At 69.4% G+C, this 19,061-nt stretch carries 21 protein-coding genes; 10 read left to right on the top strand and 11 right to left on the bottom strand.

What is annotated here, in order from left to right; all coding sequences use genetic code 11:
• Positions 1-23: 23 nt before the first annotated feature.
• Positions 24-950, bottom strand: coding sequence for a phosphatase PAP2 family protein (locus H5411_RS27210; protein ID WP_183125444.1), 927 nt, complete (start codon positions 948-950; stop codon positions 24-26).
• Between the two features lie 112 nt (positions 951-1,062).
• On the opposite strand from H5411_RS27210, the gene H5411_RS27205 reads away from it, so the two are divergent.
• The 3 genes from H5411_RS27205 to H5411_RS27195 all read left to right on the top strand — a co-directional run bounded on the left by H5411_RS27205 (position 1,063) and on the right by H5411_RS27195 (position 3,642).
• Entirely contained in the window at positions 1,063-1,743 is a 681-nt protein-coding gene (locus H5411_RS27205) for a response regulator transcription factor (protein ID WP_183125478.1), read from the top strand.
• A 73-nt stretch (positions 1,744-1,816) separates the two neighbouring features.
• On the top strand, positions 1,817-3,163 hold the full coding sequence (locus H5411_RS27200) for a sensor histidine kinase (protein WP_220817547.1): 1,347 nt from the start codon (positions 1,817-1,819) through the stop codon (positions 3,161-3,163).
• Positions 3,160-3,642: a hypothetical protein gene (locus H5411_RS27195; RefSeq protein WP_183125442.1), complete on the top strand. Its 483-nt coding sequence runs from the start codon at positions 3,160-3,162 to the stop codon at positions 3,640-3,642. The genes H5411_RS27200 and H5411_RS27195 overlap by 4 nt, the downstream gene beginning before the upstream one ends.
• On the opposite strand, the gene H5411_RS27190 is transcribed toward H5411_RS27195, so the two are convergent.
• Complete coding sequence (locus H5411_RS27190; protein WP_183125441.1) at positions 3,639-4,238, bottom strand: TetR/AcrR family transcriptional regulator; 600 nt, start codon at positions 4,236-4,238, stop codon at positions 3,639-3,641. The two genes, H5411_RS27195 and H5411_RS27190, sit on opposite strands and share 4 nt — an antisense overlap.
• 56 nt (positions 4,239-4,294) lie before the next feature.
• Here H5411_RS27190 and H5411_RS27185 point away from each other — a divergent pair, with 56 nt between their 5' ends.
• Positions 4,295-5,530 carry an FAD-dependent oxidoreductase gene (locus tag H5411_RS27185; protein WP_183125440.1) on the top strand — a complete coding sequence of 412 codons (1,236 nt, stop codon included), beginning with the start codon at positions 4,295-4,297 and terminating at the stop codon, positions 5,528-5,530.
• Positions 5,531-5,970: 440 nt separating this feature from the next.
• On the opposite strand, the gene H5411_RS27180 is transcribed toward H5411_RS27185, so the two are convergent.
• Complete coding sequence (locus H5411_RS27180) at positions 5,971-6,531, bottom strand: NADPH-dependent FMN reductase (protein ID WP_183125439.1); 561 nt, start codon at positions 6,529-6,531, stop codon at positions 5,971-5,973.
• 93 nt (positions 6,532-6,624) lie between these two features.
• Between H5411_RS27180 and soxR the strand changes: the two genes are divergently transcribed.
• The gene (gene soxR, locus H5411_RS27175) at positions 6,625-7,092 is read left to right on the top strand and encodes a redox-sensitive transcriptional activator SoxR (protein WP_101439148.1); all 468 of its coding nucleotides are present in this window, start codon (positions 6,625-6,627) and stop codon (positions 7,090-7,092) included.
• A gap of 697 nt (positions 7,093-7,789) precedes the next feature.
• Here soxR and H5411_RS27170 read toward each other — a convergent pair.
• Entirely contained in the window at positions 7,790-8,296 is a 507-nt protein-coding gene (locus tag H5411_RS27170; RefSeq protein ID WP_101439147.1) for a mycothiol transferase, read from the bottom strand.
• 249 nt (positions 8,297-8,545) lie between these two features.
• On the opposite strand from H5411_RS27170, the gene H5411_RS27165 reads away from it, so the two are divergent.
• Complete coding sequence (locus H5411_RS27165) at positions 8,546-8,695, top strand: hypothetical protein (RefSeq protein ID WP_158242549.1); 150 nt, start codon at positions 8,546-8,548, stop codon at positions 8,693-8,695.
• Between the two features lie 71 nt (positions 8,696-8,766).
• On the opposite strand, the gene H5411_RS27160 is transcribed toward H5411_RS27165, so the two are convergent.
• Positions 8,767-9,210, bottom strand: a complete 444-nt coding sequence (locus H5411_RS27160) for a DUF6314 family protein (RefSeq protein ID WP_101439146.1) — start codon at positions 9,208-9,210, stop codon at positions 8,767-8,769.
• Between the two features lie 233 nt (positions 9,211-9,443).
• On the opposite strand from H5411_RS27160, the gene recQ reads away from it, so the two are divergent.
• Positions 9,444-11,291, top strand: a complete 1,848-nt coding sequence (gene recQ / locus H5411_RS27155; RefSeq protein ID WP_183125438.1) for a DNA helicase RecQ — start codon at positions 9,444-9,446, stop codon at positions 11,289-11,291.
• Positions 11,292-11,858: 567 nt separating this feature from the next.
• On the opposite strand, the gene H5411_RS27150 is transcribed toward recQ, so the two are convergent.
• Complete coding sequence (locus H5411_RS27150) at positions 11,859-12,062, bottom strand: antitoxin (RefSeq protein WP_101439144.1); 204 nt, start codon at positions 12,060-12,062, stop codon at positions 11,859-11,861.
• A 118-nt stretch (positions 12,063-12,180) separates the two neighbouring features.
• On the opposite strand from H5411_RS27150, the gene add reads away from it, so the two are divergent.
• Complete coding sequence (add, locus tag H5411_RS27145; RefSeq protein ID WP_101439143.1) at positions 12,181-13,164, top strand: adenosine deaminase; 984 nt, start codon at positions 12,181-12,183, stop codon at positions 13,162-13,164.
• On the opposite strand, the gene H5411_RS27140 is transcribed toward add, so the two are convergent.
• From H5411_RS27140 to H5411_RS27130, 3 genes are all read right to left on the bottom strand, one after another.
• A complete protein-coding gene (locus H5411_RS27140) occupies positions 13,142-14,515 on the bottom strand; it encodes a vWA domain-containing protein (protein WP_101439142.1) in 1,374 nt (457 codons plus the stop codon). The two genes, add and H5411_RS27140, sit on opposite strands and share 23 nt — an antisense overlap.
• The gene (locus H5411_RS27135) at positions 14,512-15,393 is read right to left on the bottom strand and encodes an AAA family ATPase (RefSeq protein WP_101439141.1); all 882 of its coding nucleotides are present in this window, start codon (positions 15,391-15,393) and stop codon (positions 14,512-14,514) included. The genes H5411_RS27140 and H5411_RS27135 overlap by 4 nt, the downstream gene beginning before the upstream one ends.
• Before the next feature lie 148 nt (positions 15,394-15,541).
• A complete protein-coding gene (locus tag H5411_RS27130; protein WP_101439140.1) occupies positions 15,542-16,030 on the bottom strand; it encodes a hypothetical protein in 489 nt (162 codons plus the stop codon).
• A 150-nt stretch (positions 16,031-16,180) separates the two neighbouring features.
• Here H5411_RS27130 and mgrA point away from each other — a divergent pair, with 150 nt between their 5' ends.
• Entirely contained in the window at positions 16,181-17,209 is a 1,029-nt protein-coding gene (gene mgrA / locus H5411_RS27125) for an L-glyceraldehyde 3-phosphate reductase (protein ID WP_101439139.1), read from the top strand.
• A gap of 20 nt (positions 17,210-17,229) precedes the next feature.
• Here mgrA and H5411_RS27120 read toward each other — a convergent pair whose 3' ends face one another.
• Together H5411_RS27120 and H5411_RS27115 are read right to left on the bottom strand one after the other, a co-directional pair.
• Positions 17,230-17,787: an NUDIX domain-containing protein gene (locus tag H5411_RS27120; protein WP_101439138.1), complete on the bottom strand. Its 558-nt coding sequence runs from the start codon at positions 17,785-17,787 to the stop codon at positions 17,230-17,232.
• 15 nt (positions 17,788-17,802) lie between these two features.
• Positions 17,803-18,327 carry a PadR family transcriptional regulator gene (locus tag H5411_RS27115; RefSeq protein ID WP_101439137.1) on the bottom strand — a complete coding sequence of 175 codons (525 nt, stop codon included), beginning with the start codon at positions 18,325-18,327 and terminating at the stop codon, positions 17,803-17,805.
• Positions 18,328-18,417: 90 nt separating this feature from the next.
• Here H5411_RS27115 and H5411_RS27110 point away from each other — a divergent pair, with 90 nt between their 5' ends.
• Positions 18,418-18,978, top strand: coding sequence for a hypothetical protein (locus tag H5411_RS27110; RefSeq protein ID WP_101439136.1), 561 nt, complete (start codon positions 18,418-18,420; stop codon positions 18,976-18,978).
• Positions 18,979-19,061 lie beyond the last annotated feature (83 nt).

Here is a 19,061-nt window from a genome sequence, read left to right as displayed (position 1 = left end):
GGCGATCGCGGCTAGCGCCGGGATCAACGCTCACCAGCGCACAACCGGTTCCGCGCCCCGGACGGGTCGAAGTTCACCCGCCGGAGTGGTCCGGCGGCCAGCAACACCACCGCCATCGCACTCAACGCCGCGAGCACCAGTGCCGCGATGAACCGGGCGGGCACCGACGTCGCCGACGCGAGCACCGCGTAGCCGCCCAGCACCCCCGCGACCGGCCCGAGCAGCGCGACCGCCGTCAGCACCGGCGGAATCCGGCCGCCGTCCGGACGGCGCGCCGAGACGACCGCCGCGCCCGCCGACACGACCGCGGCCACCAGCAGGCACGCGCCCACGGTGTCCGACAGCCGGTGCCAGCTGAGCGCGACGGTCGCCGCGGCCACCCAGGCGACGCCGGGCGCACCCACGACGAGCACCCAGGTCCGGAACCGCGCGGGCAGCACCACGGCCAGTGCCAGCAGCACGGCGGTCGCCGCGCTCACGTGCCCGCTCGGAAAGCTGTTGTGGTGCGGAGCTCCGGCCGAACCGACGTCGGGCCGGTCCAGCAGGTAGATCTTGAGCAGCTGCGCGGCGGCCAGCGGCAGCAAATACAGCACCAGCGCGGTCACGCCGAGCGCGAATCGCTTGCGCAGCACCGCAAGCGCCACGATGACGATTCCGGCCGCCCCGAACACCTCGACCCCGTCGACCCCGGCCAGCGGCCGCGCCCAGTCCACAGTGGACCGCGGAAGGTTCTGCGCGAAGCGGACCACTCCGTCCTCCGCGCGCTGCCCGGCCTCGGTCCGCACGAACAGCAGATAGGCGACGACGAACGCGCCCGCGAACCCGATCGCGGCCGCGACCAGCACGGCGGTCCGCGAACGCCGGCGAGGGGCGAGCGCGTGCCGGGGCGAGGACGGGCGCGCTTCGGACGTCGGAGGGCGAGTCGGGGGGTGAGGAGTCAGCACTGCCATGCCTTCGAGCCTGGCCGCGGGATTTCGGGATCCCGTCTGGGCTGTGTCATGGTTTCGCTACAAGATCGGCCCGGCTCGCGCGGATCCGCGAACAGTCCGAATAATGGCCCTTGTGGCAGTGGTGTTGGTGATCGAGGACGACGCGTCCGTCCGCGAGGGCATGGAGCTGGCGCTGCGCCGTCAGGGACACACGGTGCACACCGCCGCGACCGGCGAGGACGGCGTGACCCAGCTGCGCGAACGCGCGCCGGAGCTCGTGGTGCTCGACCTGATGCTGCCCGGCATCGACGGATTCGAGACCTGCCGCCGGATCCGCGCGCTCGGCCAGGTGCCGATCATCATGCTCACCGCGCGCAGCGACGATTTCGACGTCGTCGCCGGGCTCGAAGCGGGCGCGGACGACTATGTGGTGAAGCCGATCGAACCGCGTGTGCTCGACGCCCGGATCCGCGCGGTGCTGCGCCGCACCGCCGCCGAACCCGGTGCCGCGGGACCCGAACAGCACGGCGACCTGGTGATCGACCGGGCCGGGATGCTGGTGCGCAAACACGGCGAGCAGGTTTCGCTCACGCCGACCGAGCTGAAGCTGCTGCTGGAGATCTCGCGCACGCCGGGCCAGGTGTACAGCCGCAGCCAGCTGCTCACCTCCGTGTGGGGGCACGACTACCTCGGCGATTCCCGCCTGGTCGACGCGTGCGTGCAGCGGCTGCGCGCGAAGATCGAGGACGTTCCGGCGCGGCCGGACCACGTGCAGACCGTCCGCGGCTTCGGCTACCGGTTCGGTCGCTCGTGAGGGCCGGGTCGTGAAGCGGCTCCGGTCGTGGGCGTCCGGGCTGCGCCTGCGACTGGTACTGGCGTTCGCGGCGATGACCCTGGTCGGCGCGGGCGCGGCGGCGGGCGCGAGCTATGTGACCGCGCGCAACACGATCCTGGCCGGCGTGCAGGATCCGGCGATGGTGCAGCTGCGCGACGAGGTCAGGGCGTACCTGCCGCAGCTGACGCTCCCGCCCGACCAGCGGCAGCTCGACAACATGGCGAGTTCGCTCAAGGGCATCACGACCGTGGTCTTCGGGTCGCTGCATTCGCGCGTCGGGCTGAATCCGGCGGACATCCCCGCCGGCCTGCGCAGCGAGGTCGCGGCGGGGACCACCATCCAGTTCCAGCGGGTCCTCGAGGGCGGCCGTCCGGTGCTCTACATCGGGATGCCGCTGCTGCGCTACGGCGCGAAGCAGGGCGAACACACCGGCATCGAGGTGTACAAAACGGTCCCGCTCGCCACCCAGCAGACCGCGATCGAGCAGCTGGCGACGCGCGCGTGGCAGATGACCGCGCTGGCCCTGCCGGTCGCGGTCGCGCTGGCGCTGCTGGCCGCGCGGCAGGTGCTGCAGCCGGTGCGCGCGCTGAATTCGGCGGCGCGCAAACTCGGTGACGGACAGCTCGACGTTCGGTTGCCCGCCAAGGGTTCCGACGAGCTGGCCCAGCTGGTCACCACGTTCAACCACACCGCGGCGGAACTGGAGCGCACCGTCGGCTCGCTGCGCGAAATGGAGGCCGACGCGCGCAGGTTCGTCGCGGACGTCTCGCACGAGCTGCGCACCCCGCTGGCCGCGATGAACGTGGTCACCGACGTCCTCGACGAAGACGCCGATCAGCTGCCCGCGGACACCGCGGTGGCAGCGCGGCTGGTGTCGGCCGAAACGCGCCGGCTGACGCGGCTCGTGCAGGACCTGGTCGAGATCTCCCGGTTCGACGCCGGACGGGCCGAACTGCGAGTCGAACAGGTCGACCTCGCCGAGGCGGTGGCGAACAGCCTCGCCGCCCGCGGCTGGACCGACTCCGTGACGGCCGACCTCCCCAGCGTCACCGTGCCCGCCGACCCGCGGCGGCTCGACCTCGTGGTCGCCAACCTCGTCGGCAACGCCCTGCGCCACGGCGCACCGCCGGTCGAAATCCGGGCGACCGCCGACGACGCGGCGGTCTCGCTGACGGTCACCGATCACGGCCCGGGAATCCCCGAGGAGGTGCTGCCGAAGGTGTTCGACCGCTTCGCGAAGGCCGACACCTCGCGGGCCCGCTCTGAAGGCAGCGGCCTCGGCTTGTCGATCGCGCTGGAGAACGCCCGGCTGCACGGCGGCGACATCGAAGCGGCGAACACCGGCGACGGGGCCCGGTTCACGCTCCGGCTGCCCCGTACCGCGCAGGAGGAGCGATGAAACTTCCCCGGCTTGTCTTGGCGCTGATCTCGGTCTTTCTCCTCGCCGGCTGCGGCATCCAGCCGACCGGAGTGATCTCCGCCGGCGAGGCGCCCGGCGGGTTCCAGCTGGGCGAACCGCGGCCGCAGATCACGCTCTACTTCGTCTACGCGGGACAGATCAGCCCGGTGCAACGCGCCTGGGCGAAGGACGCGACCCCCACGACAGTGCTGACCGAACTGTTCGGCGGTCCGACGCGCCAGGAAGAGCAAGAGGGTTTCTACTCGATGCTCACGCCCGGCCAGCACGTCACAGTCGACGCCTCCAAGCTTCCGGTCACCGTAACCGTCGCGGAATCGATGAAATCGCTCTACCCGATCGGTCTGCAGCAGGTGGTCTGCACTGTGTCCGCGTCAATGGCGGCGACCGGGCAGCCGGTCGGCAAAGGGATCACCGTCGTCGCCTCGGACACCAAACTCGAATCCTTGTACTGCAACTAGTCTTTCGCCTTGGGCACAAACCCGTACACCACCCGCTCGACGATGCCCAGGACGACCTCCGTCGCGCTGTGTCCTTGCGGCACCTGCCGCAACGCCGCTTCCAACGCGCCCAGCACCGCACCCGTCAACGCGGCAGCCTCGACCCGGTCCAGCTGCGGCGCACACGTCTCGTAGAGCTTCTCCGCCCACCGATCGCCTACCGCGGCGTTGCGCAGCAGGTATCCGGCGCGCAACGCCGGCACCCCAGCCAGCAGCCGCGTCCGGACCTCCGTGAGCGGATGGTCCAGGGGAAAACTCCACGCGTCCGCCGTCGCCAGCGCGTGGACGGTTCTGGTCACCAGCTCCGCCACCGGTGCGCCCGGCTCCGCCGCCGCGAAGACCTCGTCCACCACCTCGTCGTAAAGATGCTGGTCAGCGAAGACCACGTCCTCTTTGGCGGCGAAGTAGTTGAAGTAGGTCGCCGGGGACACCTTCGCCCGAGCGGAGATCTCGGCGACGGTCGTGCCGTCGTAGCCCTGCTCGTCGAACAACGTGAGCGCGGCCTCGATCAGCGCCTGGCGGGTCCGCCGTTTCTTCTCTTCCCGCAACCCGGTCATGGCGTGAATCTTAGCGTTACTCTAAACTTAGAGTCTATCTAAGATTGGAGGTCCCGATGGAGCGGACCGGATGCGTGGTGGCCGGGGGCGGCCCGGCCGGCGTGATGCTGGGCCTGCTGCTGGCGCGGGCCGGGGTCGAGGTGGTGGTGCTGGAGAAGCACCGCGACTTCCTGCGGGATTTCCGCGGCGACACCGTGCACCCGTCGACCCTGCGGCTGTTGGACGAGCTAGGCCTTGGCACCCGGTTCGCCGCTCTGTCCCGTTCGGTCCTGGAGCGGATGAAAATGGAGATCGGCGAAGAGACCGTGGTGGCCGCCGATTTCAGCAGACTGCGCGGCCCGCACAAGCACATCGCGATGGTGCCGCAAGCCGAATTCCTGGGCCTGCTGGCCGAAGCCGGTGCGGCCGAACCGAAATTCTCCCTGCGCATGGGCGCTTCCGTCGTTTCCCTGCGCCGCGAGGGCGGACGCGTGACCGGCGTGAACTACCGCGACGACACCGGTGCCGTTGCCGCACTCGAAGCACCGCTGACCGTCGGCTGTGATGGACGCTGGTCGACGGTGCGCCGTGAACTCGGCCTCGCACTGCGGGAGTCGGAAGTCCCGATGGACGTTTGGCAGGTCCGGGTGCCGAAAGCCGGACCGGGCGAACCGGGGGTGTTCGCGAGGTTCGGCCCCGGATACGCCTCGGTGACCATGGATCGCGGCGACTACTACCAGACCTCGTACCTCATCCCCCGCGGCCAAGACGCGCGGCTGCGCTCCGGCCTCATCGACGGATTCCGTTCGCGGCTGGGAGAGTTGTTCGGTTGGACGCCCGCGCAGTTGTCCGCCGTCCGTTCGTGGGACGACGTGAAGCTGCTAGAGGTGACCATGGGCCTGCTGCCGCGCTGGCACGCGCCGGGAGCGTTGTGCATCGGCGACGCGGCCCACCCGATGTCGCCGGTGGGCGGCGTCGGCGTGAACCTCGCCGTGCAGGACGCCGTCGCGACCGCCCGGCTGCTCGCGGAACCGTTGCGGCGCAGGGAAGTTCCGACGTCCCGCCTGGCCGCGATCCGCCGCCGCCGGTTGCTGCCCACTGTCGCGGTGCAGTCCAGCCAACGGGGCGAACACGAAATGCTGCTGCGCCCGGCGCTCGACGGAACCCTGAACCGCCTGCCCGCGCCGATGCGAATGCTGCAACGATTCCCGGTGCTTTCCGGGGTGACCGCATACCTTGGCGGCGTGGGAATTCGGCCGGAACACGCCCCTGCCTTCGCGCGGCGGTCTGGTGTGGACAGTTACGCCGGGTGAGCTTGGCCTCGGCGGACACGGTTGATCAGCCGCCGCGCAAGCACGGCCCGGCCGGTGCTGTCCGGGAAGGCGGCGAAGGCCTGGGGTATCTCCCGGCCTTCGCCGCTCTTGCAGGGGGAAGCTAAGGCGGGAGAGGCGATGCCGTCGAGGGCACTGCAGCCGCTTGGCACCGGCTTCCGCCCGCTCTGGCGACATCGCGCGCCCTGCCGATGCCCGGGATCGCGCCGCCTTTCGCCATCCCATCGTGGACGCTGCCGCGATGGGCCTGTTCCTCCGGGCATACCCAGAACTGCCCCGACCTCCGCCGTCCCAGCCTTACTGCCCGCCTGGACGAGATCCCGCCGTGCCGAGCTCCGCCGCTCCGCGCCTCCTGCAACGCACGGACACACTGCCCACCTGGTCAAGACCCGGCTGCACCGACCGTCGCCGCCCCGCCACAGCTACGCCGGGTACGCCCGCACCAACCGCGCCTCCTGCAACGCACGAGCCCACCACTCGAGCTGGTCAAGCAACGCCTTCGCCGCAGTCTCCGCGGCCGGGTCGACCGGTTCGCCGTTCTCCCCGAACCGGCCGTGCGCTCCGTGGAAGCTCACGGTTTCGCGGATGGTTACCGCGTGCAGTTCCGCGAAGACCGGACGGAGGTGTTCGACCGCGCGCAGTCCGCCGGAAATCCCGCCGTAGGAGACGAAAGCGACCGGTTTTGCCTGCCATTCGCCGCGGAACCAGTCGAGGACGTTCTTGAGCGCGGCCGGGTAGCTGTGGTTGTACTCCGGCGTGATCACGACGAACGCGTCCGCCGCTTCGAGCCGGGCGGCGACGGGCTCGGCCCCCTCGCCGTTCATCGCGAGCGGCAACGAGATCTCGGCGACGTCGACGACGTCGACCGCGAACCCGCCGTGCCGGTCGGCCTGGCGGGCGAACCAGCGCGCGACCGTGGGGGCGAACCGCCCTTCCCGGGCACTGCCGACGAGCACAGCGAGCCGGACGGGAGCTTCGGACACGTTTTTCTCCTTTCCCGGGGCGGAACAGGTTTCCCGCCTCCGGAAGCGAGTCTCGAACTTCAAGCTCCCTTTAAGTCAAGCTATGCTGAGCGCATGGCGAAGACGGAGCTGCCCGAACTGACCGTGGGCGAACTCTCCCGCCGGAGCGGCGTACCGGCGTCGGCCCTGCGGTTCTACGAGGACGAAAACCTGATCCGCAGCAGGCGCACCGCGGGCAACCAACGCCGCTACCGCCGCGACGCCCTGCGGCGGGTCACGTTCATCCGCATGTCGCAGCGGGTGGGCATGCCGCTGGCGCAGATTCGTGACGTGCTGGCCCTCCTGCCGGACGACCGGACCCCCACCCGCGCCGACTGGTCCCGCATCTCGTCCTGCTGGCGCTCCGACCTGGACCACCGCATCCGCCAGCTGGAACAACTCCGGGACCAGCTGAACGACTGCATCGGCTGCGGCTGCATGTCCCTGGCCAAATGCCGCCTCGCCAACCCGAACGACCAACTAGGCCACGACGGCCCCGGCCCGCGACGGCTGCCGGACCACCGGGGAACGGAGTACGAGTGACACCGCTCGGCGGCTGAGGTTTCGCGGAGGCTGCGGGTTCCCGCAGGCCGCGGGGTCCCGCAGGCCGCGGGGTCTCGGAGGCCGCGGGTTCCCGCAGGGTGCGGGTTCCCGCAGGCCGCAGGTTCCCGCAGGCCGCAGGTTCCCGCAGGCCGCAGGTTCCCGCCGGGCGCGGGTTCCCGCAGTGTGCAGGCTTACGGCACCGAGGTCTCCCGGCCCGGGAGTGCCGCCGCGCGTCACCAGTCAGCCGCACTCAGCCTGCCTCACCGCCCCGCCCCCACCCGCCGCCGAAACCTGAGCAGCCCACGGCCTCGCGCCGCCGACCCCGCGCGACAGCCCGCCATACCTGGCACGCGGTCCGCAAGCACTGGACGCGAACAGCCGCACGCAGCACGCCCGCCGTCCCCGGCTACGGACTCACAGGCTTGACGTCCGGATCTGGCGACGCACCACGTGCAAGCCGACGCAGCTAGCCGACCGGTCGGATGCTCCCGCCCCGTCCGACGAATAAGGGCCACTGCCCGCAGGCGACCGCAACCGCCCAGGCCTCGCCGCATGGCGCCTGCAAGGCGAAGCACTCGGCTTACCGACCGATGCCACGCCGCTACGTCTGCCGCACGCAGGCCCCCTATCCCCAGCCGATTGTCGCTCTCCGGGCGGGACCGGTCACTCGCCCAGAGCGTCAGTCACCCCAATGCGGTCATCCCAGCAGCAGCCCCCTCACGTAGGCGGCTTGTCCGGCGTGCTGGAGGTCGTCGGACAGCACGCTGACCAGCCGGACGCCGAGCGTCACCGGTGGGTTCCAGCCTTCGTCGACCACGCGGTCCAGCGCCGCCTCGTCGAGGCTGGTCACCCAGGACACCGTGTGCTCGTGCACGGCGTCGTAGTAGCCGGTGAGCAAATCCGGCGACTGCGGCCGCACCTTGGCGACGTCGTCGCTGCTGTGCCCGTAGCCGATGTCGCCTGCCGGGAACGGCAGGTCGAATTTCTCGCGCCAGTCCTTGGCCGTCCAGAGCTGGTCGGTGCCCGCGACGTCCGCGACGTGGTCGTCCTGCACCCTCGCCAAATGCCAGACCAGCCAGCCGATCGAGTTGGCGTCCGGGCCGGGTCGCGCCGCCAGCTGCTCCGCGGTCAGCCCGTCGACTGCCTGGTGCACCACTTCCCGCACCCGGCCGAATCCGTCCACGAGCAGATCGGCCACATTCATCTCGCGCTCCTCCTCCGTCGTCGTGCGCTTGCCTCGATCATGCCTCGAAGATCCGTCTGTGCCCAGCACTGTGACTCGAGCGGCGCGAGGGGTCCACTCGCACCGGCCAAACCGCTTCAGCAGGGGTAAATCCGCTGACTACCAACGGTGACCGCAACCGTCCACTTCGGACCTGACGGTGGCGTCCGACGTCAGGTAAACTCCGGCACGCAAGCAACCTGCACGCCGACGACGCGAACGGAGGGCCCCGTGGCGATCCCCGCGCCCCGCGCCCTGCCCGGATTCGACAACATCGCCGGTGTCGCGATTCCCACCTGGGCGGGCATGGTGATCACCGCGGCTTGCGCGGTTTCGGCGATAGTGGTTCTGCTGGTGATCCTGCGCAACCGGCGCAAGTAGTCCACGCAGGACATTCGCTTCGATATCCGCCGCGTGCCGAGCGCGGCGGTGCGGAATCGGGCCTGGGAAGATCACTTGTCCGCTCGGGTGAACCGGCTGGTGATCACATGATCCTTGGCTGGTCCGGTCACCACCCACTCCTGTACCCACTGGCGGTCGTCGAGCACGCGGTAAGCCCCGCGATACCAGTCGGCGGCGCACGGATGATCGGCCGTCCACTCCCCGGTCGCCAGGTCCAGGTCGTGGAAGAACCCGCCGTGGTCGAAGTGGACCGCGGCGCGCGAGCCTCCGGCCGGCCGGTAGTGCAGAGTGCGGACAAACGGTCCGCGATGCGCTCCGAGCTGCAGCTCTCCCGACTCGTGGTAGACGAGCACCCCGTCGTCGGAGGTGAACGTCGCGCGGCCGCTCGCCTCGCCCATCGCCGCCCCGTCGACGTCGACGATTTCGCGCGCGAGCAGCCATTCGCCCGAGAAATACCCGGTCAGGTCATCGATCGGAAAAGCCACGGGTCCCATTGTGCGCCTCGGGACCGAATGCGAACGGCACTGGGACTGAAGTCTCGACACCGTCTGTCACGGGGACGTCATGAAGGGTCCCGTCATCCCAACAGCTACCAGTCGCCTTGCTGCTCACCCTGCGCGACCGGGCCCGCTACACCGCCCGAAAACGGCCAGCGCGACGGGGACTCTCGCGCCGGACCCGGCGGGGCAGGCTCGCCCGGACGGCCTCCCGCCCTAGAATCGGCCGCGTGGCGCACCCCGATCTGGCCGAGCAGGCCACCCGTTCCCCCGCTCTCGAGACCCTGCAGCGCGTCTTCGGCTACGACGCGTTCCGCGGCGACCAGGCGGAGATCGTCGAGCACGTGATCTCCGGCGGCGACGCGCTGGTGCTCATGCCCACCGGCGGCGGGAAATCGCTGTGCTACCAGATCCCGGCGCTGGTGCGGCCGGGCGTCGGCGTCGTGATCTCGCCGCTCATCGCGCTGATGCAGGACCAGGTCGACGCGCTGCGCAACGTCGGCGTGCGCGCCGGATTCCTCAACTCCACCCAGGATTTCGCGCAGCGGCAGGAGGTGGAGGAGGCGTTCGTCGCGGGCGAACTGGACCTGCTCTACCTCGCGCCCGAACGGCTGTCGGTCGAATCCACCGTGCGGCTGCTCGACCGCGGCAAGATCGCCCTGTTCGCGATCGACGAGGCGCACTGCGTCTCCCAGTGGGGCCACGATTTCCGGCCCGACTACCTGATGCTGTCGTCGCTGCACGAACGCTGGCCGGACGTGCCCCGGATCGCGCTCACCGCCACCGCGACCGAGGCCACGCACAAGGAAATCTCGCAGCGGCTCGGACTGGACAGCGCGAAGCACTTCGTCGCGAGCTTCGACCGGCCGAACATCCAGTACCGGATCGTGCCGAAGAACTCGCCGCAGAAGCAGCTGCTCGAACTCCTGCGCACCGAGCACCAGGGCGACGCCGGAATCGTCTACTGCCTGTCCCGCGCGTCGGTGGAGAAGACGGCGGATTTCCTGGTGCAGAACGGAATCCCGGCGCTGCCGTACCACGCCGGGCTCGACAAGGCGACCCGCGCGAGGAACCAGTCGAGGTTCCTGCGCGAGGACGGGCTCGTCGTGGTCGCCACGATCGCGTTCGGCATGGGCATCGACAAACCGGACGTGCGGTTCGTCGCACACCTGGACCTGCCGAAGTCCGTCGAAGGCTACTACCAGGAAACCGGCCGCGCGGGCCGTGACGGGCTGCCGTCGACCGCCTGGCTCGCGTACGGGCTGCAAGACGTAGTGCAGCAACGCAAAATGATCGACAACTCCGAGGGCGACGAAATGCACCGCCGCCTGCAGGCCCAGCACCTGCACGCGATGCTGGCGCTGTGCGAGACGGTCGAATGCCGGCGCACGCAGATCCTCGCGTACTTCGGGCAGTCCGGCCAGCCGTGCGGGAACTGCGACACTTGCTTGACTCCGCCGGAACGCTGGGACGGCACCATTCCCGCGCAGAAACTGCTGTCCACAGTGGTCCGGCTGCGCAACGAACGACGGCAGAAGTTCGGTGCGGGCCAGATCATCGACATCCTGCTGGGGAAGACAACCCCGAAGGTCACCCAGTTCCAGCACGACACGCTGAAGGTCTTCGGCATCGGCACCGAACTGCGCGAACCGGAATGGCGCGCGGTGGTGCGGCAACTGCTGGCCCGCAACCTGCTCGCGGTCGAAGGGGATTACGGGTCGCTGGTGCTGACCGAAGGCTCGACGGCGGTGCTGAACGGCTCGCAAGAAGTACTGTTGCGGCGCGAACCGGAACGCCCGGCGCGCGCCCCGCGAACCTCCCGCCGCACGGCGGCGGCTGCTCCGATCGAGATGCCCGAGGAAGCGGCACCGGTGTTCGAGCGCCTGCGTGCCTGGCGCGCGGCAACGGCGAAGGAACAAGGCGTCCCGGCGTACTTCATCTTCCACGACGCCACGCTGCGCCAGATCGCCGCGCTGAAGCCGACGACGCTCGACGCACTGGGCACGGTGAGCGGGATCGGCGAGAGCAAGCTGACGAAGTACGGGGAGGGCGTGCTCGCGGCGCTGGCTGAGGAGTGAGGGCTGGGCCGAACTGAGACTAGGCTGGCGAGCAAGAACGCTGGCTGGGTTGGACGCGCCAGCTGGACCATGCAGAGCGCCTCCGCTTGGCTTGCACCGACGGCCGAATCCACGGTGGAGCGGCTACGTGAGCAGGGCGGAACGATGGGCGAGCCTCGGCGGCGGCGCAAGCCAGAACTGATCAGAACGGCCGGTCCGGCTCCCCAGAACTGATCAGAACGGCCGGTCCGACTCCGCAGACCAGCCTGGCCAGCACGACCGGCCAGAATCGGCAAGTACCCATCGCGGGCGCGGCAGAACAACCGGCCAAGGTTGTGGCGCGGATAGCTGGGCTCCGCCGGTGCCTCGCCGACCAGCGAGGGAAGGCGTGCCTGGGCCTCGAATGCCGATCGAGGGTGCTCAGAGGCGGAACAACTGCACGAACCGACGCCACAGGAAGTGATCGGCCAGAACCCCGCCCGCTGAAGCGAACGCCGCCAGCGCAGCACGCTACAACCCGCGAGCCACCCACCTCGCCCCGCAGGCCACCCGCTTACTCCCCCACCGGCACCCGGGCCAAGCCAAGACTCACTCGGCCGTCCGGGGGCGGGTCGTCTCCGAGACCTTCCGGACAGCTCCCTCGATCTGCGAGTGATATCGCCCGTTCGTCTTCTCGTCCACGAAGCGCGCCGCCTTGCCTACCGCCTCGTTCACTTTCTCCGGGTTCTTCCGCACGTACGACACCGCGCTCGCGGCACCGGCCAGCACGGTGAGTTTCTTCATCAACGCCATCGCGCAAAGTCCCTTCCCTGCGGAAACTTCCGTCACCTACCCCAACGCCGACCGGTCTCCGAGGGTTCCCGGCGAAACCGGGATGACAGGAGACGCGCGAGGCGGGCATCATCCACGCGTGCGCGATCTTTCGGCCCTTCCCAAGGTGCACCTCCACGTCCACCTCGAGAGCACCATCCGACCCGGCACGCTCAAGGAACTCGCGGTTGCCCACGGGGTCCAGGTGCCGGACAAGCCCGCAGCGTTCGACGGGTTTCGGGCGTTCGCCGATCGCAACAGTCTCACTCGTTCGTGTTTGCGCGAAGGCGCGGACTTCGAGCGGATCGCGCGCGAGTTCTGCGCGGACGAAGCCGCTCAGGGGACCCGGTACGTCGAGGTCACGTTCACCGCTGCCTCGCACGGGGAACGGATCGGGGACTTTGAACTGCCGCTGAACGCAGTCCTCAAAGGACTGTGGGACGGCGGGAAAGAGCATGGGCTGCAATGGCGGTTGATCCTCGACCACTCGCGGCGACGGTCGGTCGAGCGGGCGGAGAAGACGCTGGAGCTGGCCAAGCGGCACGAAGAGATCGTCGCGATCGGGATGGCTGGCGAGGAAAAGCACTCGCTCGCTCCGTTCCGAGAAGTCTTCGTCCGGGCGCGCGAGGCGGGGTTGCACCTCGTTCACCACGCTGGCGAAGACGCCGGACCGGACAGCATCCGCGAGGCGATCGAAATCGGCGGCACCGAGCGGATCGGGCACGGGATCCGCATCCTGGAGGACCCGGAGCTGACCTCTCAGACCGCGGAAGCCGGGATCGCGCTCGAGGTGTGTCCCTCGTCGAACGTCGCGCTCGGGTTGGTGCCGACGCTCCCGGAGCACCCGCTGCCCCAGTTGATCGAGGCGGGGCTCAGCGTCACGCTCAACACCGATGTCCCTGACGTCACGGGCACCACGATCACCGACGAATTCACTCGCGCGAGGGAAGTTTTCGGTTACGACGACGCGACACTCGCCAAGCTGGCGAGCAACGCGGTGCAGGCCTCGTTCGCGCCGGAGGAGACCAAAGCGTTGCTGCGCAAGGAGATTGACGGCTGGCTCAGGTCGGCAGAAGACGCGTGACCAGCACGCCCAGCTGCTGCGCGTTCCGGCATTCGTGCATCTCCACCAGCTCCGCGTAGTCCGGCGCGGCCGAATCGCCGGTCCCCCACAGGGATCGGCGTTCGGGGTTCAGCCAGTGGACATGCCGGGCACGGGAGCGGATCGCGCGGACGGCGTCCAGGTTCGGATCGCCGCCGTTCGTTCGAGCGTCGCCCAGGATGAGGACTGACGTTCTCGGGCCGACGGCGTCCAGCCAGTGCGAAGTGAACTGGCCTAGCGCGCGGCCGTAATCACTGTGGCCGTCCCAGCGGACTACCGCGGCTTCGCTGAGCATTCGCGCGCCCAGCTGTTCGGGATCGGCGGCACCGGTGTCCACGAGGTGCGTTACCTCGTCGGTGCTGTCGACGAAACCGAAAACGCGGATTTTGCTGAACTGGTCCCGCAAAGCTTGCACCAGCAGCATCGTGAAGTTCGCGAAACCCGCCACCGAGCCGGAAAGATCGCACAGCAGGATGATTTCCGGGCGACCGGGGCGTCGGTGCCGGTAAGCTGGGCGCAAGGGCACGCCGCCAGTGGAGAGTGAACGACGCAGCGTTCGGCGCAAGTCGATCTGGCCGCGGGTAGTGCGTTTGCGGCGCGCGGCAAGTCTGGTGGCGAGTTTGCGGGACAGCGGCTGGATCGTGCGCCGCAGCTCGGCCAATTGCGTACGGCTGGCCAGGAGGAAGTCGACGCGGTCGGCTGCAGGAGCGATCGCGTGCTTGGCGATCCGTTCCCGGCCGCGGACTTCGGCGGCCCGGCGGCGCGCCTCGGTACGCACCCGTCCGCGGAAACCCTCGACGCGGCGGCGGATTTCGTCGCGCGTGAGCCGGTCGGTGAACTCGTCCGAAGTACCCGAGGCGCGCATCGCGGCCAGCACCTGGGCGATGAGCGTCTGCGGTTGCAGGCGGTCCAGCGTCTGGTGCGCGGAGTACCCGCCGCCCGGGCCGGTTCCGACGCCGTACTGGCCCAGCAGCTCCACGGCGAGTCCGGCGAGCTGGTCCAACGCCTGGTCGTCGCCCTCGGCCAGGGCGGCGGCGAGCGCTTCCCGCAGTTCCTCCCGGTCCTGCGGGGGGTTTTCGCGCGCCAGCTCCGGGGCGCCGATGCCGGCGGGAAAGTACAGGTCGAACGCGGCGTCGAACACCGACCGCTGCCCGCCCCGGCGGACCAGCGCGGCGGCGAGCCCTTCGCGGACCAGTTCGCGGTCGTCCAGGCCGAGCACTTCCAGCGCGGCCGCCGCGTCGGCCGTCTCGCCCGGACCGGCCGGGATGCCTTGCGCCCGCAGGGCCCGCACGAACTCGGCGAGCCGTCCGGTCAGGCCCGGCGCGGCGGTCATGACGCGTCCAGCACCCGGTCGAGATTCAGCCCGGCCCCGGCCTTCGCGATGTCGTCCTGGTGCTTCAGCACGACGCCGAGGCTTTCGCGCACCACCCGCTCGTCGAGCGCGCCCGCGCCCAGTTCCAGCAGCGTGCGCGCCCAGTCGACGGTCTCCGCCACCGACGGCAGTTTTCGCAGGTCCATCGCCCGCAGCGCGGCGATCACCCGCACCACCGAATCCGCCAGCGCGGCCTCGATGCCGGGCACCTTCAGCCGGACGATCTCGCGTTCGAGGTCCTCGTCCGGGAAATCGATGTGCAGGAACAGGCACCGCCGCCGCAACGCCTCGGACAGCTCGCGCGTCGCGTTCGACGTCAGCACCACGAACGGCTGCTGCGTCGCGGTGATCGTGCCCAGTTCCGGCACGGTCACCTGGAAATCGCCGAGCACCTCCAGCAGCAGGCCCTCGATCTCGACGTCGGCCTTGTCCGTTTCGTCGATCAGCAGCACGGTCGGCTCGGTGCCGGAAATCGCGGTGAGCAGCGGGCGGCGCAGCAGGAATTCCTCGCCGAAGATGTCGGTTCGCGCCTCGTCCCACGTCTCGTCGCGGCCCGCGGTGATCCGCAGCAGCTGCTTCGCGTGGTTCCACTCGTACAGCGCGCGGGCCTCGTCGATGCCCTCGTAGCACTGCAACCGCACCAGCCGCGAGCCGGTGACCTCGGCGACCGCCGTCGCCAGCGCGGTCTTGCCGACCCCGGCCGGGCCCTCGACCAGCAGCGGCTTCCCGAGCCGGTCGGCGAGGAACACCGTGGTCGCGACCGCGGTCGACGCGAGGTACCCGGCCTCGGCCAGCTGCGCCGACACATCGTCGACGGACGAGAAAAACCCGGTGCCCACGTGACCTCCTAAGCGATCGCTCACCTGCACTGTACTGGCTAGTCGCGCTGAACGGAGGACAGCGGGCGAACGTCACGACGGCGCCGAGCGCGCTTGCCAGAGCCGCCACCCGGGCCTCGGGTTCGCGATGTCGAGCACCGGACCCGCTTCACGGCAGGCTGGGCAGGACCTGGTCCACTAATCGTTTCGCGACCGGGCAGGACCCTTCGTTGCCCACCGATCGGTCGAGGTACCAGATGTGCACCGCCGCGTCAGTGCCGGAAATCTGGACCTGATATCGGCATCCGCCGCCGCCTTTCGTGGTGTCCTTCCGGAGTTCATGCCCGCCCTGGGAACTCGGCTCGCTGTGCCCGCTCCAATCCTCCGCCTCGGCCAGGTCCAGAGTCGCGGCCAGGTCGCCGGTCAGCTTGCCGCGCGGCGGGTTCCACTCGGTGCGGCAGCCGCCTACCCCTCCCGTCACGGCCGGGGTGGATTCCGTCAGCTTGTACTCGCTTCGCTGCGGGTCGATCGGCGTGCCCCGCGCTGCAGTTGCCAGCAACTCACAGGCGTTCGTCTTCGCGAACGTCTCCGCCGGACCGCTGCCGCATCCCGCCGCCATGGCAACGACCGCCAGCACCAGCGCGAGCCGACTCAGCATCCTTCTTCGTCGCACTCGCGACCGCCCAGCCATGGCCCCGCATAGTACGGGGCCAAACGGGACATCGCGCGCGAAACCGGATTTGGAAGGCAAGGGAGGTCACCCACCGTGCGCGGAGCTCGGCGACAGCTCGCGGGCTAGCATCGCGGCGTGACTTACGCTGCCGCTGATACCCGGTACGACTCGATGCCCTACCGCCGCTGCGGGCGCAGCGGCCTGAAGCTGCCCGCGATCTCGCTCGGGCTGTGGCACAACTTCGGGGACGATCGGCCCTTCGCTGTCCAGCGCGAGATCGTGCGCCGGGCGTTCGACCTCGGAATCACGCATTTCGACCTGGCCAACAACTACGGCCCGCCCTACGGCAGCGCCGAGCGGAACTTCGGCCGGTTGCTGGCGAGCGACCTGAAGCCGTACCGCGACGAGCTGATCATTTCCACCAAGGCCGGGTACGACATGTGGCCCGGCCCGTACGGCGAGTGGGGTTCGCGGAAGTACCTGCTGGCCAGCCTCGACCAGTCGCTCGGCCGCATGGGGCTGGACTACGTCGACATCTTCTACTCGCACCGGTTCGATCCGGAGACGCCGCTGGAGGAGACCGTCGGGGCGCTCGACCGGGCGGTCCGGTCCGGCAAGGCGCTGTACGTCGGGATCTCGTCCTACAACTCCGCGCGCACCGCGGAGGCCGCACAGCTGCTGCGGGAGCTGGGAACGCCGCTGCTGATCCACCAGCCGTCGTATTCGATGTTCAACCGCTGGACCGAGACCGACGATCTGCTCGGCACCCTGGAGCAGGCCGGGGCCGGGTGCATCGCGTTTTCGCCGCTGGCGCAAGGGCTGCTGACGGACAAGTACCTTTCCGGGGTGCCCTCGGATTCGCGGGCGGCACAAGGGAAGTCGCTGAATCCGGACACGATCACCGAGGAGAAGCTCGGCAAGATCCGCGCGCTGAGCGAAATCGCCGGACGGCGGGGGCAGACGCTGGCGCAGCTCGCGCTGGCGTGGGCGTTGCGGGATCCGCGGATGACGTCGCTCGTGATCGGGGCCAGCAGCGTGAAGCAGCTGGAGGACAACGTGGCCGCGCTGGACAACTTGTCGTTCACCGACGAGGAGCTGGCCGAGATCGACCAGCACGCCACCGAGGAAGACATCAACATCTGGAAGCGGTCTTCCGACGCGTGACACTCGGCCGGAGGCTCGGACTACCCGAGCCTCCGGCCGAACTCGCCGTAGAAAGTCTCCCCGGCCAGCAACGCTCGGTGCGCCAGCGCGATTCGCCGCGCCTTAGAGGGCCGCAATTGCGATTGCGCGACCTCAAGGTCAAGGAACTCGAACCCGCTCAATTCGTCCCCGGCAAGACTGATGGCGCTGATCTGTTCCCGGCTCAGCACGCCGCCGTCGAAGACGAACTGCAGGCTGTCCCGCCAAACGCCGTGCGCGGGCAACCAGTCGACGAGGAGAAGCCGCCCCACCGTCAGGTCGATGCCGAGTTCTTCGCGCACCTCTCGACGGCACGCCGCCAACGGTGACTCGTCGTCTTCGACCAAACCGCCGGGAATCTCCAGGAACGGCTTGTAGGTCGGAGAAACGAACAGAACCTGGTCGTGTTCATCGCGCGCGAGAACGCCCGCGGCCGCGTTCTTCCGCGGCAGCCGGGCGGCGATGCCGGGATTGAACTCGGCCTCCGGCTGGCCCTCGTCCCGAAGGTCGTGCGCGAAAACAGCGTCGTCGCCGCAGTGCCGGACCTGGCTCTCGGTCACGCTCGCTCCCCCACGTCACCCGCGGCGGGCACGGATCGTCTCCGCCGCCCACTCCGCCCAGTCCCGTTCCATCGCCGCGTACCGCTTGCCCCACTCCAGGGCCAGGCGGCCGTAGAGCGACAGATCGCTGTCGTCCCAGTCGACCGAGGCTTCGATCGCCGCCAGTTCTTCGACCAAGCGCTCGGCGGAGGCTCCTTGCCTGCCGAGGAACCCGCGGGCTTCCTCCGGCGTGACTTCGCCCAGGAAGTACACCCGCAGCAGCATTTCGTTTCGCCGCGCCGCCGGCGGCCTCTCCTCCAGCAGCCACTTGCGCAGTTCCTCGCGCCCGGCGTCGGTGATCGCGTACTCCTTGCGGCCGCGCGGGCCCTCCGCGGAGACCTTGATCAGGTCCGCGCTCTCCAGCTTGCCCAGTTCCCCGTACAGCTGGCTCTGCGTGGCCGTCCAGACGCTCGACATCGCCGTTTCGAAGCGTTTCAGCAGGTCGTAGCCGCTTCCGGGGGCGGTGGCGAGCAGCCCGAGCACCGCGTGTCGCAAAGTCATGCACCCAGCCTACCTTCCACTATTGACATGTCCAGTCCGCACGTTCTAGCGTTGACATGTCACTACAGGAACGTGAGCGAGGGGCACCCGATGAACTACCTGAAGAGCTTCCTTCCGTGGATCGCCTTCGCGATCGTGTCCACCCAGGCCGACTGGCGGTGGTCCGGACTGACCGGACTGGTGCTCGCGGGCGGGCTGCTCCTGCTCGAACGCCGGCGCGGCAAGGACTGGGACACCTTGTTCATCGAGGTCTCCGCAGTGGTGTTCTTCGCGGTTCTTTCGGTCTGGTCCTTCAGCGACCCGGCCTCGCCGCTCAGGGATTACGTCGGCGCGCTGACCGATCTTTGGCTGGCGGCGACCGCCTGGGGTTCGATCGCGGCGAAACGGCCGTTCACGCTGGGGATCGCGAAAACCATGGTCCCGCCGGAAATCGCTGCGACGCCGGTGTTTCGCCGGGTGAACGTCGTCATCACCGCCGTGTGGGCAGCCAGCTTCACGCTCGCCGGGATCGCCGAAGCCGTGCTGTTGCACTCCGCACCGCACGCCACCGTCGGGTTGATCATCATCAAGGTCCTCGGCTTCGCGGTTCCGATTTCGTTCACCATTCGCTACCCGCGCATCGTCCGGGCTCGCGCCCAGAAAGCCGCGTGAATCCATGGCCACCACCGATTTCCACCTCAAGGGCCATTACGCCCCGGTCCACGACGAACTCACGGCCTTCGACCTGCCGGTCA

Source organism: Amycolatopsis echigonensis (assembly GCF_014174495.1).
Classification (GTDB): Bacteria; Actinomycetota; Actinomycetes; order Mycobacteriales; family Pseudonocardiaceae; genus Amycolatopsis; species Amycolatopsis echigonensis.
Note: the sequence above shows the minus strand (reverse complement) of the source record. Positions and strands in the feature narration are given on the sequence as shown.